General features: G+C 63.0%; 15 protein-coding genes. 12 read left to right on the forward strand and 3 right to left on the reverse strand.

All coding sequences use genetic code 11. From position 1 onward, the window contains the following. Nucleotides 1-17 precede the first annotated feature (17 nt). Nucleotides 18-713: a BrnA antitoxin family protein gene (locus F3H35_RS13305; protein WP_149780041.1), complete on the forward strand. Its 696-nt coding sequence runs from the start codon at nucleotides 18-20 to the stop codon at nucleotides 711-713. 118 nt (nucleotides 714-831) lie between these two features. On the opposite strand, the gene F3H35_RS13310 is transcribed toward F3H35_RS13305, so the two are convergent. Continuing rightward, nucleotides 832-1,038, reverse strand: a complete 207-nt coding sequence (locus F3H35_RS13310) for a cold-shock protein (protein ID WP_007816986.1) — start codon at nucleotides 1,036-1,038, stop codon at nucleotides 832-834. Between the two features lie 760 nt (nucleotides 1,039-1,798). Then, entirely contained in the window at nucleotides 1,799-3,454 is a 1,656-nt protein-coding gene (gene ettA, locus F3H35_RS13315; RefSeq protein WP_149780042.1) for an energy-dependent translational throttle protein EttA, read from the reverse strand. A 145-nt stretch (nucleotides 3,455-3,599) separates the two neighbouring features. Here ettA and F3H35_RS13320 point away from each other — a divergent pair, with 145 nt between their 5' ends. Both F3H35_RS13320 and dacB read left to right on the forward strand, forming a co-directional pair. Then, nucleotides 3,600-4,208 (forward strand): nicotinate-nucleotide adenylyltransferase, encoded by a 609-nt coding sequence (locus F3H35_RS13320; RefSeq protein ID WP_149780043.1) that lies wholly within the window; start codon nucleotides 3,600-3,602, stop codon nucleotides 4,206-4,208. Between the two features lie 63 nt (nucleotides 4,209-4,271). Then, nucleotides 4,272-5,765, forward strand: a complete 1,494-nt coding sequence (gene dacB, locus F3H35_RS13325; RefSeq protein ID WP_149780044.1) for a D-alanyl-D-alanine carboxypeptidase/D-alanyl-D-alanine endopeptidase — start codon at nucleotides 4,272-4,274, stop codon at nucleotides 5,763-5,765. A gap of 53 nt (nucleotides 5,766-5,818) precedes the next feature. Here the strand turns inward: dacB and F3H35_RS13330 are convergent, their stop codons facing one another. Continuing rightward, complete coding sequence (locus F3H35_RS13330) at nucleotides 5,819-6,580, reverse strand: DeoR/GlpR family DNA-binding transcription regulator (RefSeq protein ID WP_149780045.1); 762 nt, start codon at nucleotides 6,578-6,580, stop codon at nucleotides 5,819-5,821. 254 nt (nucleotides 6,581-6,834) lie between these two features. Here F3H35_RS13330 and glpD point away from each other — a divergent pair, with 254 nt between their 5' ends. From glpD to F3H35_RS13375, 9 genes are all read left to right on the forward strand, one after another. After that, nucleotides 6,835-8,466 carry a glycerol-3-phosphate dehydrogenase gene (glpD, locus tag F3H35_RS13335; RefSeq protein WP_149780046.1) on the forward strand — a complete coding sequence of 544 codons (1,632 nt, stop codon included), beginning with the start codon at nucleotides 6,835-6,837 and terminating at the stop codon, nucleotides 8,464-8,466. Between the two features lie 16 nt (nucleotides 8,467-8,482). Continuing rightward, nucleotides 8,483-9,571: an ABC transporter ATP-binding protein gene (locus F3H35_RS13340; RefSeq protein ID WP_149780047.1), complete on the forward strand. Its 1,089-nt coding sequence runs from the start codon at nucleotides 8,483-8,485 to the stop codon at nucleotides 9,569-9,571. A gap of 14 nt (nucleotides 9,572-9,585) precedes the next feature. Beyond that, a complete protein-coding gene (locus F3H35_RS13345) occupies nucleotides 9,586-10,689 on the forward strand; it encodes an ABC transporter ATP-binding protein (RefSeq protein WP_149780048.1) in 1,104 nt (367 codons plus the stop codon). Beyond that, complete coding sequence (locus F3H35_RS13350; RefSeq protein WP_007817000.1) at nucleotides 10,689-11,564, forward strand: carbohydrate ABC transporter permease; 876 nt, start codon at nucleotides 10,689-10,691, stop codon at nucleotides 11,562-11,564. The genes F3H35_RS13345 and F3H35_RS13350 overlap by 1 nt, the downstream gene beginning before the upstream one ends. After that, a complete protein-coding gene (locus tag F3H35_RS13355) occupies nucleotides 11,565-12,413 on the forward strand; it encodes a carbohydrate ABC transporter permease (RefSeq protein WP_149780049.1) in 849 nt (282 codons plus the stop codon). It begins immediately after the preceding gene. Between the two features lie 15 nt (nucleotides 12,414-12,428). Further along, nucleotides 12,429-12,701, forward strand: coding sequence for a DUF2160 domain-containing protein (locus F3H35_RS13360; protein WP_007817003.1), 273 nt, complete (start codon nucleotides 12,429-12,431; stop codon nucleotides 12,699-12,701). A 100-nt stretch (nucleotides 12,702-12,801) separates the two neighbouring features. Next, on the forward strand, nucleotides 12,802-14,523 hold the full coding sequence (locus F3H35_RS13365; protein WP_149780050.1) for an ABC transporter substrate-binding protein: 1,722 nt from the start codon (nucleotides 12,802-12,804) through the stop codon (nucleotides 14,521-14,523). Nucleotides 14,524-14,679: 156 nt separating this feature from the next. Then, the gene (gene glpK, locus F3H35_RS13370; RefSeq protein WP_149780051.1) at nucleotides 14,680-16,176 is read left to right on the forward strand and encodes a glycerol kinase GlpK; all 1,497 of its coding nucleotides are present in this window, start codon (nucleotides 14,680-14,682) and stop codon (nucleotides 16,174-16,176) included. 107 nt (nucleotides 16,177-16,283) lie between these two features. Further along, on the forward strand, nucleotides 16,284-16,748 hold the full coding sequence (locus tag F3H35_RS13375; protein ID WP_149780052.1) for a YHS domain-containing (seleno)protein: 465 nt from the start codon (nucleotides 16,284-16,286) through the stop codon (nucleotides 16,746-16,748). Nucleotides 16,749-17,250: the final 502 nt, after the last annotated feature.

Here is a 17,250-nt window from a genome sequence, read left to right on the forward strand (position 1 = left end):
CAAGATGGAGAGAGCACATGGCCCGCATGACCAAGACCGAACGGATCGCCCGCGAAGGGCTGATGAAGAACCTCATACATCTCAACCGCGACGGCTGGATCTCGTCGATGCTCGAAGACGTGATCCCCGACGCCTGGCACACGCTGGAGGCCGATCTGGATGTCGAGGAGAAAAAAGAGAAGGTGACGCTCTATCTGGATCGCTCGGTGCTGCGGGTCTTCAGGGCGATGGGCAACGGGTACCAGGCACGGATCAACCGGCTGCTGGCCACATGGGTGCAGATGAAGATCGCGCAGGAAATCAAGCTGGATGACTTTCTGGACAAGCGCGTGAGGGCGCCTGTGGCCGGCAAGGAGGGATCGGCCGAGGACGGCACATCAGCACCCGAGAGCACAGTGACCCCGGCAAAAGAAGGAAAACCCGTCAGCGGTGATGACGATGACGATGACGATGATGGCAGCCCGCTCATTTATCCCGAAATCGCAGTCGCCTTTGCGGAAATCCGCGCAGAGCGGCTGGCGCAGGAAGCGCGCGAGGCCGAGGAGCAGGAGCGCGAAAGAAACAGCATGAGCGTCTGGGAACGTGTCGGGCTGGAAGACGAGCGCCGCCGCAAGGCCGAACAGGATGCGCTGGAAGAGGGGTATCGCCGCCGCGCATTGGAGCGCGAGGCGCGCGACCTTGCGCGTGAAAAGGCGCGAGACACACGAGAGTAACGAAGTTCGTGTTTGACGCAGAGAGGCCACGATGCCGCCCCGAAAAGATAGAGGGGCGAGCCATTGGCCCGCCCCCGCAAAGTCTTGAACACGGTCCGGAAGGGACCGGAGCAGTCGCTTATGCGAGCTGCAGGTTGGTCGCGCTTTCGCGGCCGTCACGGCCTGCTTCGACGTCGTATGTCACTTTCTGGTCGTCTGCGAGGCCGGTGAGGCCCGAACGCTCGACGGCGCTGATGTGAACGAAAACGTCCTTGCCACCTGTTTCAGGTGCGATAAAGCCGAAGCCTTTGGTTGAGTTGAACCACTTCACGGTGCCATTGGCCATCCGTCGTCTCCTTGGATTTGTGCTGCCCGCGGAACTGCGGCAACCCGGCGTCGTCGTCTGGATCGATTGACTGAGCGCCGTTTGAAGGGAGACAGTGGGTCGAAAAAGAATAACTTAGCAGGGGCGCATATGACAGGTGACGGCGATGATTGCAAGGAAAATCGGGGATTTCGCCCGGTAACCGGATCTTAAGGCATCTCTGGTTAGATGCCGCCATGTCGAGTCATTTCCCACCCCTGTTCCTTGGGGCCGTCCTTTTGTTCGTGAGATGGCTGGCGGCGCGGGCCGCCATGCCGATTGTCATGCCGGCAGGCGCATGGCGCATGGTGCGCCTTGCGGGGCGCGCTGAACGTGGTGTCGGGTTCAAGATGTCTTGTGGCATGGCGGGCTTGGCCCCGCGCGGGACGGCAGACGCGCAAGACTGGCGCGCGATCCGGGCAGGGATCATGCGGCGCTTGCGAAAATGGCGGCTGTCTTTGCCAGACGGCAAGGCGGGCAGGGTGCCGGGCCGATCCGCCGGGGTGATCGCAGCCTTGTCTTGTGTCGGGCTTGTCTTGCGTCACGGGCGGCGGCCCGAGGCTGCGCGGTGGCCCGAGACCATGTGGGCCGAGACGTTGCGCGCCCGAGGCGATGCGGGGTCATCTCGGGCAGCGGTCAGTGGGCAGAGGTCAGGCACGGGTAGGGATCGGTCTCACGCGGCGGTCCGGCGCGGGCGAAAGACCGATCCTTGTGTCAGCGACCCTTGTGCCGGCGACGCGGATCAGCGCGCGAATTTCTTGTGCTTGATCCGCTTGGGTTCCAGCGCGTCGGGGCCGAGGCGGCGTTTCTTGTCTTCCTCGTAATCCTCGAAATTGCCTTCGAACCATTCCACATGGGCCTCGCCTTCGAAGGCAAGGATATGGGTGCAGATCCGGTCGAGAAAGAAGCGGTCGTGGCTGATGACCACCGCGCAACCGGCGAAATCCACAAGCGCGTCTTCGAGCGCGCGCAGGGTTTCCACATCGAGATCGTTGGTCGGTTCGTCGAGCAGAAGCACGTTGCCGCCGGATTTCAGCAGGCGCGCCATATGCACGCGGTTGCGTTCACCCCCCGACAGGAGCGAGACCTTTTTCTGCTGATCACCGCCCTTGAAGTTGAAAGCCGAGCAATAGGCGCGGGAATTCATCTGCGCATCGCCCAGCTGAATGATCTCGGCGCCGCCGGTGATCGCCTCCCAGACGTTGTCGCCATCCTTCAGGTCGTCGCGCGACTGGTCCACATAGCTGAGCGAGACGGTGTCGCCATATTCGACGGTGCCCTCATCAGGCGCCTCTTGTCCGGTGAGCACCTTGAAGAGCGTGGACTTGCCCGCGCCGTTGGGGCCGATCACGCCGACGATGCCGCCGGGCGGCAGCGAGAAGCTGAGATTTTCGATCAGCAGCTTGTCGCCCATGTGCTTTTTCAGGCCGTTCACCTCGATCACCTTCTGACCCAGACGCGGACCGTTGGGGATGATGATCTGGGCGCGGCCGAGTTTTTCACGCTCGGATTGATTGGCCAGGTCGTTATAGGCGTTGATCCGGGCCTTGGATTTGGCCTGCCGTGCCTTCTGCCCCTGCCGCATCCACTCCAGTTCGCGTTCCAGGGTCTTCTGGCGGGACTTGTCCTCGCGGGATTCCTGTTCGAGGCGCTTGGCCTTCTGTTCGAGCCAGCTTGAGTAATTGCCCTCGTAGGGGATGCCCCGGCCGCGGTCCAGTTCGAGGATCCAGCCGGTGATGTCATCGAGGAAATAGCGGTCATGGGTGACGATCAGGATCGTGCCCTTGTAGTCGATGAGGTGCTGTTGCAGCCAGGCGATGGTTTCGGCGTCCAGATGGTTGGTCGGCTCGTCCAGCAGCAGCATGTCGGGCGCTTCGAGCAGCAGTTTGCACAGGGCGACGCGGCGTTTTTCACCGCCCGACAGCGTGGTCACGTCGGCATCGTCCGGCGGGCAGCGCAGCGCCTCCATCGAGACATCGATCTGCGCGTCGAGATCCCAGAGGTTCTGGCTGTCGATCTCGTCCTGAAGGGCGGCCATTTCGTCGGCGGTCTCGTCCGAGTAGTTCATGGCGAGCTCGTTGAAGCGGTCCATCTTGGCCTTCTTTTCGGCGACACCGAGCATCACGTTTTCGCGCACGGTCAGCGCGGGGTCGAGTTCAGGCTCCTGCGGGAGGTAGCCGACCTTGGCGCCTTCGGCGGACCACGCCTCGCCGGAATAGTCGGTGTCGATGCCGGCCATGATCCGCATCAGGGTGGATTTGCCCGCGCCGTTCGCGCCAACCACGCCGATCTTCACGCCGGGCAGAAAGCTGAGATGGATGTTCTCGAAACATTTCTTGCCGCCGGGATACGTCTTGGAGACGCCCTGCATGTGATAGACATATTGATAGGCTGCCATGGGGACTGCTCCGGGATGGGTTGGAAGATGTGTTGGCCCCGTATCTAGTCAATCCGGGCGCCCGCCGCAATCGTCTGTGCGCGCGCGGCTGGGGTGGTCGGTTTTTCTTCTGGACACGGCAGGCGGGGCTGGCAAAAGGGGGGGCATGAAGATTGATATGCCGATGACGCGTCCGGGGCAGGTGATCGGGCTGTTGGGCGGGTCGTTCGATCCGCCTCATGCCGGGCATGTGCATATCAGCCGCGAGGCGCTCAAGCGGTTCGGGCTGGATCGGGTGTGGTGGGTGGTCAGCCCTGGCAACCCGCTCAAGGCGCATGGGCCGGCGCCGCTGGCGCGGCGGATGGCGGCGTGCCGGGCGATGCTGGATCATCCGCGCATCGCGGTGACGGATATCGAGGCGCAGCTGAACACGCGCTATACCGCGCAGACGCTGCGGCGGTTGCAGGCGCTGCGGCCCGGCGTGCGGTTCGTGTGGCTGATGGGGGCCGATAACCTGGCGCAGCTGGACAAGTGGCAGGACTGGCACGAGATCGTGGGACGGGTGCCGTTGGGGGTGTTGGCGCGGCCCGGGCAGCGCATTTCGGCGCGCATGTCCAAAGCGGCGCGGATCTATGACTTCGCACGGCTGCCGGGACGGGCAAGCCGGTGTCTGGGCCGACGTGAGGCGCCGGCGTGGTGCTTTGTGAACGTGCCGATGATGGCGCTGTCTTCGACGCGGCTGCGCAGCGGGGGCGCTTGGCCACGTGGTGACTGAAAATTGATGCCCGCGCCAAGAAATTCGATTGTCCAGATGCGTTCCGGGGCTTAGTTTCGCGCCATGGGCACACAGCGTTTCTCGCGACGATTTTTCATTGGGGCCGCGCTGAGCGGGCTGGGAACGGCTGCATGCTCGCAGGCGCCCGCGACATCGCTGCGCCCCGTGGCGCGGCCCACAGGGGCCGGGCAAAGGGTTGCGCCGGGCGCCGAGGCGCTGATCGATGCGGCCAACCTGGGCGGGCGGGTCACCTTCAGCGTGATGGATGTGAAAAGCGGGCTTATCCTCGAGGGGCGGGGCGGCCATGAGGGGCAGCCGCCGGCCAGCGTCACGAAGGCCATCACGGCGATCTATGCGCTGCAGACCTTGGGCGGCGATTTCCGCTTCAGCACGAGGCTGCTGGCGACGGGGCCGATCGAGAATGGTGTGCTGAAGGGCGATCTCATTCTGGCGGGGGGCGGAGATCCCACGCTGGACACGGATTCCCTGGCGGCGATGGCGGCGGAGTTGAAACGCAAGGGCGTGCGCGAGGTGCGCGGTGCGTTCCGGGTCTGGGGTGGCGCGCTGCCGTTCGAGCGGGTGATCGACCCGACCCAACCCGAGCATGTGGGCTATAACCCGTCGGTGTCTGGCCTGAGCCTGAATTTCAACCGCGTGCATTTCGAGTGGAAACGCGGCAGCAACGGTTACAGCGTGACGATGGACGCGCGCTCGAACGCGCACCGCCCGGCGGTGACCATCGCCCGCATGGCGATCGCGCGGCGCGAGGGGCCGGTCTATACCTATCGCGATGGCGGCGATCACGACGCATGGACGGTGGCGAGCGGCGCGCTGGGCAATGGCGGCGCGCGGTGGCTGCCGGTACGCAAGCCCGAAGCCTATGCCGGCGAGGTCTTCGCCAGCTTCGCGCGCTCGCACGGGATCGTCCTGAAGCCGGGCGGCGCCGTGACGCGCGCCCAGCAAGGCGAGGCGCTGGTGGTGCATCGCAGTGCGCCGCTGACCGAAGTGCTGCGCGACATGCTGAAATATTCCAACAACCTGACGGCAGAGCTGGTCGGTATGGCGGCTACGGCAAAGCGCGTCGGGAGCGCGCAGTCGCTGTCGGCCTCGGCGCGGGAAATGAGCCGTTGGGCGCGCAGCGATCTGGGCATGGAGGGTGCCGCGCTGGTGGATCATTCCGGTCTTGGCGAGCGGTCACGGCTGTCGGCGGAGGCCATGGCGCGCGCGCTGGTGCGGGTGCGCGGCGATGGGCAGTTGAACCCGATCCTCAAGGATTTTCCGCTGCGCGATGGCAATGGCCGGGTGGATCCCCGCCATCCGATCAAGGTGGTGGCCAAGACCGGCACGCTTTATTTCGTGAGCACGCTGGCAGGCTATGTCACCGCGCCGGACGGCACCGAGATGGCATTCGCCATTTTTTCCGCCAATACCGCACAGCGCGCCCGCATCGACCGGGGCGCGGCCGGGAGGCCGCCGGGCTCTGCCAGCTGGAATGCAAGGTCGAAGACATTGCAGCAAAAGCTGATCGAGCGCTGGTGCGAGGTCTACGGCAGCTAAACCGTTCCGCCTTTTGCTGATGCCTCAGATCAAAGGCGGAACGCTTCAGTCCATCAGGCCGCAACGGTCACGGCTGTATCCCAGGCGGCACAGTTTTCCGAGAGGCTGCCGGGCAGGGTGCGATCCGTGAACACGTGGTCGATGTCGCGCAGCGAGCCGATCCGCACCGGCGCGCTGCGTTTGAATTTCGAGTGATCGGCCACCAGAAACACCTCGCGGGAGCGTTTGAGGAGCGTCTGTCCGACGACGACCTCCTGAATGTCGAAATCCAGCAGGTCGCCATCTTCGTCGATGGCCGAGCAGCCCAATATCGCGTAGTCGAATTTGAAATTCTCGATGGTGCGGGCGGTCAGGGTTCCCACCAGCCCGTTATCGGCGCGGCGCAAGGTGCCGCCGGCCACCACGATTTCGCAGCTTTTGTTGGCCAGCAGGGTATTGGCCACGTTCATGTTGTTGGTGACCACCATCAGGTTGTCATGATCGAGAAGCTCGCGGGCCACGGCCTCGGTCGTGGTGCCGATATCCAGAAAGACCGATGCGCTGGCGGGGATCGCTGCGGCGCAGGCACGGCCGATGGCCTGCTTGGCGTCTTCGTTCAGGCGGCGGCGTTCCTCGTAGATGATGTTTGTCACGCCCGAGGGCAGGATCGCGCCGCCATGCACCCGTTCGAGTTTGCCGGCATTTGCCAGTTCGGTCAGGTCACGGCGGATCGTCTGGACGGTGACATCGAAGCGTTCGGCCAGATCCTCGACCATGACCTTGCCCTCGAGTCGAGCGATTTCGAGGATGTCGGGATGGCGGAAGGATTGGGACACGTCGGCGCGGCTCCTGCTGTGTTGTTCGATTATGTTCGTTTTGGGCGGGCGTTCAAGTCTGGCGTTCGATTCGTTTCGTTATGGATGCGATTTTCTGGTTTTCAAGGTTTCTGCAGGTGCGAAATGGCGGAGAAAACCATTCAATAACAAGGTGAAATTGCAAAGCGAAAATAAACGAACATTCGTCATTGACTTGATCGTGGCTTCCGTGTTTCGTTTGCGCTCACATCCGGCCATGAGAGGGGGAGGCTCAGGTGCCATCAGCCAAGGGCGATGAAAGTATCGATCTGTTCGTGATCGGAGGCGGCATCAATGGCTGCGGGATCGCGCGCGATGCGGCGGGCCGTGGGCTGAGTGTCGAGCTTGCCGAGATGAATGATCTGGCCTCGGCCACCTCTTCGGCATCCACCAAGCTGTTTCATGGCGGGCTGCGGTATCTTGAGTATTTCGAGATACGGCTGGTGCGAGAGGCGCTGATCGAGCGCGAAACGCTTCTGAGGGCGATGCCGCATATCAGCTGGCCGATGCGCTTCGTGCTGCCTTATCATCGCGACATGCGGTTCGAGGGCGAGACACCGACATCGCGGTTGCTGAACTTGGTCATGCCGTGGATGAAGGGGCGCAGACCCGCCTGGCTGATCCGGCTGGGGCTGTTTCTTTACGATCATCTGGGGGGGCGCGAGATCCTGCCGGGCACGCGCAGCGTCGATCTGGCGAGCGATCCGGCGGGGCGGCCCTTGAAAGACAAGTTCACCCGGGCGTTCGAATATTCCGATTGCTGGATCGAGGACAGCCGGCTGGTGATCCTGAACGCGCGCGACGCTGAGGCCCGCGGTGCGGTGATCCGGACCCGGACGCGGGTTGTCTCGGCGCAGCGCGGCGAGGACGGGCTGTGGCTGATCCGGACGGAAGACACCGAGACGGGCGAGACGCGCGAGACGCGGGCAAGGGCGCTGGTCAATGCGGGGGGGCCGTGGGTCAAGGACGTGATCCAGAATACCCTGCGCCAGAATTCTTCCGAAGGTGTGCGGCTGGTGCGCGGCAGCCATATCGTGACGCGCAAGCTGTATGATCACGACAAATGCTATTTCTTTCAGGGCGCGGATGGGCGGATCATCTTTGCGATCCCCTATGAGACGGATTTCACGTTGATCGGCACCACGGATGCCGAGCACGAGGATGTGTCCGCGACGCCGGAATGCACCCCGGAAGAGGCCGAGTACCTGTGTCGCTTCGCGTCGGAGTATTTCCGCACGCCGGTCAGCCGGGAGGATATCGTCTGGACCTATTCGGGCGTGCGGCCGCTTTATGACGACGGCGCCAAATCGGCCACGGCGGCGACGCGGGATTATGTCCTGACGCTGGATGACATGGGCGGGGCGCCGCTGTTGAATGTCTTCGGCGGCAAGATCACGACCTATCGCAAGCTGGCGGAGGCGGCGATGGCCCGGATCGCGCCGTTCTTCGAGGGTGCCGAGCGCGAGTGGACGGCGGGCGTGGCTTTGCCGGGAGGGGATTTCGCCGTTGACGGGGCGGAGCAGTTGACCGCCGATCTGCGCCGGGCGTATCCGTTTCTGGATGCATTCTGGGCAAGGCGGTTGATCCGGGCCTACGGGACCGAGGCGGCGGTGATGCTGGGTGACGCGAAAACCCCCGAAGATCTGGGGCCGGATTTCGGCGCGACGCTGACTGGGCGGGAAGTGGCGTGGATGATGCGTCATGAATTTGCGCGCAGCGCCGAGGATGTGGTCTGGCGGCGCACGCGGCTTGGGCTGAGATTGAGTGCCGACCAGATCGCCGCGCTGGAGGCGTGGATGGTCGAGGCGGCAACGCAAGACGATGCCACGACACCGCCGGCCAAGAGTTCGGCGGCGCTTAGGGCATGAGGGAGGGACGACGCGGATGACGCTGAAACTGGACGGTGTGTCGAAGGTGGTGAACGGGCAGGTGCATATCCACCCGACCGACCTGAGCCTTGAGAAGGGCACGATGAACGTGCTTCTGGGGCCAACCCTGTCGGGCAAGACATCGTTGATGCGCCTGATGGCGGGTCTCGATGTGCCGAACGCGGGGCGCATCCTGTGGAACGGTGACGATGTGACAGGCATCCGTGTGCAGAGCCGCAATGTCGCGATGGTCTATCAGCAGTTCATCAACTATCCCTCGATGAGCGTCTATGACAATATCGCGTCGCCCTTGCGGCTGATGGGCAAGCCCAAGGCCGAGATCGACGCAGCCGTACACAAGACCGCCGAGCTGATGAAGCTGACCCCGATGCTGGGCCGCAAGCCGCTGGAGTTGTCGGGTGGCCAGCAGCAGCGCTGCGCGCTGGCGCGCGCGCTGGTCAAGGGCGCGGGGCTGGTCCTGCTGGACGAGCCGCTGGCCAACCTGGATTACAAGCTGCGCGAGGAATTGCGCGTGGAAATCCCCAAGATCTTCGAGGAATCCGGCGCGATCTTCGTCTATGCGACGACCGAGCCGGAGGAGGCGCTTTTGCTGGGCGGCAACACGGCGACCCTTTGGGAAGGCCGGGTCACGCAGTTCGGGCCGACGCCCGATGTTTATCGCCGTCCGGTGGATGCGATCACCGCACGGGTGTTCAGCGATCCGCCGATGAATTTCCTGCAGGTCAGCAAGACAGGCAACAAGCTGCTGTTCGGCGACGGGCAAAGCGCGCCTGCCGTGGGCAAGCTGGCCGAGATCCCCGACGGTCGCTATACCGCCGGGTTCCGGCCCAACCATCTGGAGATCGGCAAGCATACCGCCGATGCGATGAAATTCGTCACGCGCCTGACGGTGACCGAATTGACCGGCTCGGAAACCTTCGTGCATCTGGATCACCACGGCGAGCGTTGGGTCGGGCTGATCCACGGGGTCCACGATCTGCCGCTTGGTGCCGATCTGGAGGTCTTTCTGGATCCGCGACATGTCTATGTGTTCGGCGAGGACGGGGCACTGGTGGCGCCCGCGGCCTATGCGCTGGCGGCCTGAGGAGGAGGGGAAGAATGGCGAAGATCACGCTCGATAACCTTGCGCATTCCTACCTGCCCAAACCTGCGGGCGAGGAGGATTACGCGCTCAAGGAGTTGAACCACGATTGGGAGGATGGCGCGGCCTATGCGCTTCTCGGGTCGTCGGGATGCGGGAAATCCACGCTGCTCAATATCATCTCGGGGTTGCTGCATCCCAGTCAGGGCCGGGTTCTGTTCGATGGACGCGATGTGACGCGCGCGCCCACCGCCGAGCGCAACATCGCGCAGGTGTTCCAGTTTCCGGTCGTCTATGACACGATGACCGTGCATGACAATCTTGCCTTCCCGCTGCGCAATCGCGGGCGCGACGAAGCCTATGTGGCCGAACGCGTGCAGGAGGTTGCCCGGATGATCGGCATGGAGGCCGATCTCAACCGCAAGGCGCGGGGTCTGACGGCGGATGCCAAGCAGAAGATCAGCCTTGGCCGGGGCATGGTGCGCAAGGATGTGAACGCGCTTTTGTTCGACGAGCCGCTGACGGTGATCGACCCGCATATGAAATGGGAGCTGCGCACGCAGCTCAAGTCGCTGCATCACGAATTCGGGCACACGATGATATATGTGACCCACGACCAGACCGAGGCGCTGACCTTCGCGGACAAGGTGGTGGTCATGTATGACGGGCGGGTGGTGCAGATCGGCACGCCCCAGGAGCTGTTCGAACGTCCCGAGCATACATTCGTGGGGTATTTCATCGGCTCGCCGGGCATGAACGTGATCCCCGCCAAGGTCGAAGGAAAGCACGCCTATATCAACGGATCATCGGTGGAGCTGAGTGGCGGATATGGCGCGCTCGATGGCAAGGTGGAGATCGGCGTGCGCCCGGAATTCGCCCGCCTGTCCGATAGCGACGGCTTGCCGGTGAAAGTGCGCCGCGTCGAGGATGTGGGCCGCCACAAGATCGTCCGGGCCGAGTGTTTCGGAAACGATATCAACATCATCGCCGGCGAGGGGGACCGGATCGGCGCGGACATGACGCGGGTGGTCTTCGATCCCGCGCATGTCAATGTCTACGCCAATGACTGGCGCGTGTCGCCCGAGGGTGCAGGAAACGGATCTGCCGGGGAGGCCGCGTGATGCAGGAAAAAACGGTCAATCAGAAGGCATGGTTCCTTGTGCTGCCGGTTCTGGTGCTGGTGGCCTTCTCGGCGGTCATTCCGCTGATGACGGTGGTCAATTATTCGGTTCAGGACACGTTCGGCGGCAACCAGTTCTTCTGGGCGGGGCTGGAGTGGTTCGACGATCTGCTGCATTCCGAGCGGATGTGGAATGCGCTTGGCCGTCAGCTGGCCTTCTCGGCGATCATCCTCGCGATCGAGGTGCCGCTTGGCATTCTGGTGGCGCTGAGCATGCCGAAAAGCGGGTTCTGGGCCAGCTTCTGTCTTGTGGTGATGTCGCTGCCGCTGTTGATCCCGTGGAACGTGGTCGGCACGATCTGGCAGATCTTCGGCCGGGTCGATATCGGCTTGCTGGGCCACACGCTGGACAAGCTGGGCATTCCCTACAACTACACGCAGGATTTCATCTCGGCCTGGGCCACGGTGATCGTGATGGATGTCTGGCACTGGACCTCGCTTGTGGCGCTGCTGGCCTATGCTGGTCTGCAATCCATTCCCGACGCCTATTACCAGGCAGCCAAGATCGATCAGGCGAGCCGCTGGAAAGTGTTCCGCTATATCGAGCTGCCGAAGATGGCCGGGGTTCTGATGATCGCGATCCTGCTGCGGTTCATGGACAGTTTCATGATCTATACCGAGCCTTTCGTGGTTACCGGGGGCGGGCCGGGCAATGCCACCACCTTCCTGTCGATCGACCTTGTGAAAATGGCGCTTGGGCAGTTCGACCTCGGCCCGGCGGCGGCGTTCTCGATCATGTATTTCCTCGTGATCCTGCTGATCTCGTGGGTGTTCTACACGGTGATGACCAATCTTGACCGGCGGGAGGGCAAGTAAATGGCCGATCTGAGCACACAAGCCCCCGCACGCGGTCTGAGCCTTCCGAAGATCAACAGCCGCGCCGTGGTGATGACGCTGTATCTGGTGTTCCTGATGCTGCCGATCTACTGGCTGGTGAACATGAGCCTGAAGACGAATGCCGAGATCCTTGGCGAATTCTCGCTCTGGCCCCGGGATCTGACGCTGCAGAACTATGTGACGATCCTGACCGATGCCAGCTGGTACATGGGCTATGTCAATTCGCTGATCTATGTGGTGATGAACACGGTGATTTCGGTGGCGGTGGCACTGCCGGCCGCCTATGCGTTCAGCCGCTATCACTTCATGGGCGACAAGCATCTGTTCTTCTGGCTGCTGACCAACCGGATGGCGCCGCCTGCTGTGTTCGCGCTGCCGTTCTTCCAGCTTTATTCGTCGGTGGGCCTGTTCGATACGCATATCGCCGTGGCGCTGGCGCATTGCCTGTTCAACGTGCCGCTGGCGGTGTGGATCCTCGAAGGATTCATGCGCGGCGTGCCCAAGGAGATCGACGAGACCGCCTATATCGACGGCTACAGCTTCGGCCGGTTCTTCGTGAAGATCTTCATGCCGCTGATCGCCTCGGGCATCGGGGTCGCGGCGTTCTTCTGTTTCATGTTCTCATGGGTGGAGCTGCTGCTGAGCCGGACGCTGACATCGGTGGACGCAAAGCCCATCGCGGCGACGATGACGCGCACGGTATCGGCCAGCGGGCTGGATTGGGGCGTGCTGGCGGCGGCGGGTGTGCTGACGATCGTGCCGGGCGCCTTGGTCATCTACTTCGTGCGCAATTACATCGCCAAGGGCTTTGCCCTGGGCCGGGTCTAGGAAAGGAGAGACGTCATGGACTGGATGGCATGGACATGGCCGACAGCGATTTTCTTTCTGAGCATCGCGGGGCTTCTCATCATCTTTTCGATCCTTGCGATCAAGTTCCCGGAAACGCCGCGCACGGGCATTCTGCGGATCGAGACGACGCGGGGAGATCGCCTTTTCATCACACTTCTGGGGTCGGCCTTCATCAATCTGGGCTGGCTCGGGATCGTCGGCGCGCATCAGCCATATGCGCTGCTGGTTTGCCTGATCTATGCCTTTGCGGTGTTTCGCTGGGTCTAGGAACAGGCAGCGGGCCGGGGAGGGAGGAGACCCGGCGCGCTTATCACGCAGTTCCTCGACAAAAGACGATTGAACGGTTCAAAAGGGAGGAAATAGACCAATGAACCTGACCTTGAAATCAACAACGGCCCTGGGGCTTGCCCTGACGCTGATGTCCGGCCCGGCCTTTGCCGGAATGGACGAGGCGCGCGCCTTCCTGGACTCGGAGATCGGCGACATGTCGGTTCTGACCCGTGAGGAGCAGGAAGCCGAGATGCAATGGTTCGTCGATGCCGCGCAGCCGTTTGCGGGCATGGATATCCGGGTGGTGTCCGAGACCATCACAACGCATGAATACGAATCCAAGGTGCTGGCCCCGGCCTTTACCGCGATCACCGGCATCCAGGTCACCCATGACCTGATCGGCGAAGGCGACGTGGTGGAAAAGCTGCAGACGCAGATGCAGTCGGGCGAGAACATCTATGACGCCTATGTCAACGACAGCGATCTGATCGGCACGCATTGGCGTTATCAGCAGGTGCGCAACCTGACCGACTGGATCGCCGGCGAAGGTGGCGACGTGACCAACCCCGGTCTCGATCTGGACGATTTCATCGGCACGGAATTCACCACAGCACCTGATGGCAAGCTGTATCAGCTGCCCGACCAGCAGTTCGCGAACCTCTACTGGTTCCGGTATGACTGGTTCAACGACGAAAAGAACAAGGCCGACTTCAAGGCCGCCTATGGCTATGACCTGGGCGTTCCGGTCAACTGGTCGGCCTATGAGGATATCGCCGAGTTCTTCACCGGGCGCGATCTGAGCCATCTTGGGGTCGAGGGCGAAGTCTTCGGCAACATGGACTACGGCAAGAAAGACCCGAGCCTTGGCTGGCGCTATACCGATGCGTGGATGTCGATGGCCGGCATGGGCGACGTGGGTGAACCCAACGGCCTGCCGGTCGACGAATGGGGCATCCGGGTGAACGAGAACAGCCAGCCCGTGGGTGCCTGCGTTGCGCGCGGCGGTGCCGCGAACAGCCCGGCGGCTGTCTATGCGGTGGAAAAGGCGATCGAATGGCTGCAGAAATACTCGCCCCCCGCGGCACAGGGCATGACCTTCTCGGAGGCTGGCCCGATCCCCGCTCAGGGCAATGTGGCCCAGCAGATGTTCTGGTACACCGCCTTCACCGCAGCCTCGGTCGAGCCTGATCTTCCGGTGATGAACGAGGACGGCACGCCCAAGTGGCGCATGGCCCCCAGCCCGCATGGCGCCTATTGGCAGGACGGCATGAAGGTCGGATATCAGGATGTGGGCAGCTGGACACTGATGAAATCCACACCTGTCGATCGTGCCAAGGCCGCATGGCTTTATGCGCAGTTCGTGACATCCAAGACCATCGACGTGAAGAAAAGCCATGTCGGCCTGACCTTCGTGCGTGAAAGCACGATCCAGCACGACAGCTTCACCGAGCGGGCGCCGAAACTGGGCGGTCTGGTGGAATTCTACCGCAGCCCGGCGCGCACCCAGTGGTCGCCCACCGGCACCAACGTCCCCGACTATCCCAAGCTGGCACAGCTCTGGTGGCAGAATATCGGTGACGCCATGTCGGGCGCCAAGACCGCCAAGGAAGCGCTGGACAGCCTGTGCAGCGACATGGAAAACGTCATGGCGCGTCTCGAGCGTGCCGGCGTTCAGGGCGATATCGGTCCGGTCATGAACGACGAGCAGGGCGAGGAGTATTGGCTGGCACAGCCCGGTTCGCCCAAGCCCAAGCTGGAAAACGAGGAAGAAGAGCCGATCACCGTCAGCTATGACGAGCTGATCGCAAGCTGGAAGTAAGCTCCTTGCTTGACGGGGCGACGGTCAACGTCGCCCCGTTTCAACTCCCTGTTGGCCGGACATGCGATACGCATGACAGACTGGCCCGGCCAGACTGCGGCCGCTACAAGAGTGGCGGCCGCTTTTTCACAAGACAGACTGCGCAGGACAAGACAGATGACGCATATCCTAGCCATCGACCAAGGCACCACATCGAGCCGGGCGATCCTGTTCGACAGTGATATGAAACTGGTTGCCACCGCGCAGGAGGAATTTCGCCAGCATTACCCGGATTCGGGCTGGGTCGAGCATGACCCCAATGATCTGTGGTCGACCACCGCCGGCACCTGCCGCGAAGTGATCGAACGCGCCGGGTTGCGCGGCACGGATATCGCCGCCATCGGGATCACCAACCAAAGGGAAACCACCCTTGTGTGGGATCGCAAGACAGGGGTGCCCATCTATAATGCGATTGTCTGGCAGGATCGGCGCACCGCAGGATATTGCCGCGAGCTGCGAGAAGCAGGCCATGAGCCGATGGTCAACGATCGCACCGGCCTGCTGCTGGACCCGTATTTTTCGGGCACCAAGCTGAAATGGATTCTCGATAACGTGGACGGCGCCCGCGCGCGGGCCGAGAAGGGCGAGCTTCTGTTCGGCACAGTGGACAGTTTCCTGATCTGGAAACTGACCGGCGGTGCCGTGCACGCGACCGACGCCACGAATGCCGCGCGCACGCTTCTTTATGACATCCGCAAGGGACGCTGGAGCGCCACGATCTGCGAGCTGCTGGATATCCCGATGCAGATGCTGCCCGAGGTGCGCGACACTGCCGCTGATTACGGCGTGGCACGCGCCGACCTTTTCGGTTGCGACATTCCTATCCGGGGCGTCGCGGGCGATCAGCAGGCGGCGACCGTGGGGCAGGCCTGTTTCACGCCGGGCATGATGAAATCGACCTATGGCACGGGGTGTTTTGCCTTGCTCAATACCGGGCAGGTGCCCGTCGCCTCGCAGAACCGGCTTTTGACGACGATCGCCTATCAGCTGGATGGCCAGCCGACCTATGCGCTGGAGGGCTCGATCTTCATTGCGGGGGCCGTGGTGCAATGGCTGCGCGACGGGTTGAAAGTCATCCGGCAGGCCAGCGAAACGCAGCCGCTGGCGGAACAGGCGGATCCGGCGCAGAACGTGGTGCTGGTGCCGGCGTTCACCGGGCTTGGCGCGCCTTACTGGAATGCCGAATGCCGAGGCGCCGTGTTCGGCCTGACACGCAACTCGCGCCCCGAGGAGTTCGCCCGCGCCGCGCTTGAAAGCGTCGGTTTCCAGACGCGCGACCTGCTCGAGGCGATGCGCGCCGATTGGGCCGCGCAGGCGGGCGAGGGGCAGGTCGCCACCTTGCGGGTGGATGGCGGGATGAGCGCATCGGACTGGGCGATGCAGTTTCTGTCGGACATCATAGATGCGCCCGTGGATCGCCCGGAGGTTCTGGAAACCACGGCGCTTGGCGCGGCATGGCTGGCGGGCATGCAGATCGGGCTTTATCCCGGCTGCGAGGATTTCGCCCGGACATGGGCGCTCGAGCGGCAGTTCACTCCGGCGATGGACGCAGGGGAACGGGCGCGCAAATACGGTGCCTGGCAACGAGCCGTCGCCGCGACGCTGAGCTTCTGATCCAAGGGCCGGCGTCACGGGCGATCACTTCGCCGTGGGCGGTCTTTTGCAGGTGGTCAGGGCGGGGCATGTTATGTGCATCGTTCAGTGGTTGCGGAGGATAGACCATGTTGACCAGACGCTTGCTACTTGCCGGGCTTGCCGCCGGCGTGCCGGCCGCCCTTTTGTTGAAGGGGCAGCCCGCTCATGCAGCAGAACCCGAAGTGTTCCTGAGAGACGGCCTTGCGGCCAATGGCCATGATCCGGTGGCCTATTTCACCGAAGGCAAGGCGGTTGAGGGCCGGGCAGAGCATGCGCTCGTCTGGAAAGACGTGGAGTGGCGATTCTCGAGCGAGGCCAATCGTGCCACCTTCGAGGCGGACCCCGAAGCCTATGCTCCGCAATATGGCGGCTATTGCGCCTATGCGGTCTCGCAGGGCTACACCGCGAGTACCGATCCGCGCGCGTGGTCCATTCATGAGGGGCGGCTTTATCTGAACTACAATCGCGCGGTCCGCGCCCTTTGGGCCAGAGACATTCCCGGACGGATTCGCAGCGCGGACGAGAACTGGCCAAGCGTGCTGCAGGGCTGAGCCGGGACCGCAGAGCGTAAGTGTGCGCAGGCACCAGCTGGATGATGCGCGCGATGAGGTGATGGTGAGTCGGGATCGAGTCGCCCCAAGGGCGCGGGATTCGCTCGCCGACGCGCGGACGAATCGCATTTTGGCACGCTGACGCAGGGGCAAGGGGGGCAGGCCCGGCGCGACGCGGGCGCCATCAGGACCAAGAGGCGGGCCATCCGCAGAGATCACAGATGCCGCCATGCGCAGGCCATGCTTGACCGCATATCTGTGAATATAGCTTGTTTTGCTGGAAAACCGCTTGGATCACGCGCGCCGGGACCGTTCCGGGCCGGTGACATACGGGGGCGATCCGGCGGTCCGTCAGGCCGAATTTCGCTGGAAACCGGCCCCCTGAAAAAAGAATCGAAAGAAGTTCGAAAAAGGGGTTGCAGGGTTTGGTTGTTGGACGTAAATACGCCTTCACCAGCGGCGCTGAGGCGGTGCTGGGCAGCTGGACGGTCTGACGGGGCGG

It is taken from the genome of Roseovarius litoreus (assembly GCF_900142765.1).
GTDB lineage: Bacteria > Pseudomonadota > Alphaproteobacteria > Rhodobacterales > Rhodobacteraceae > Roseovarius > Roseovarius litoreus.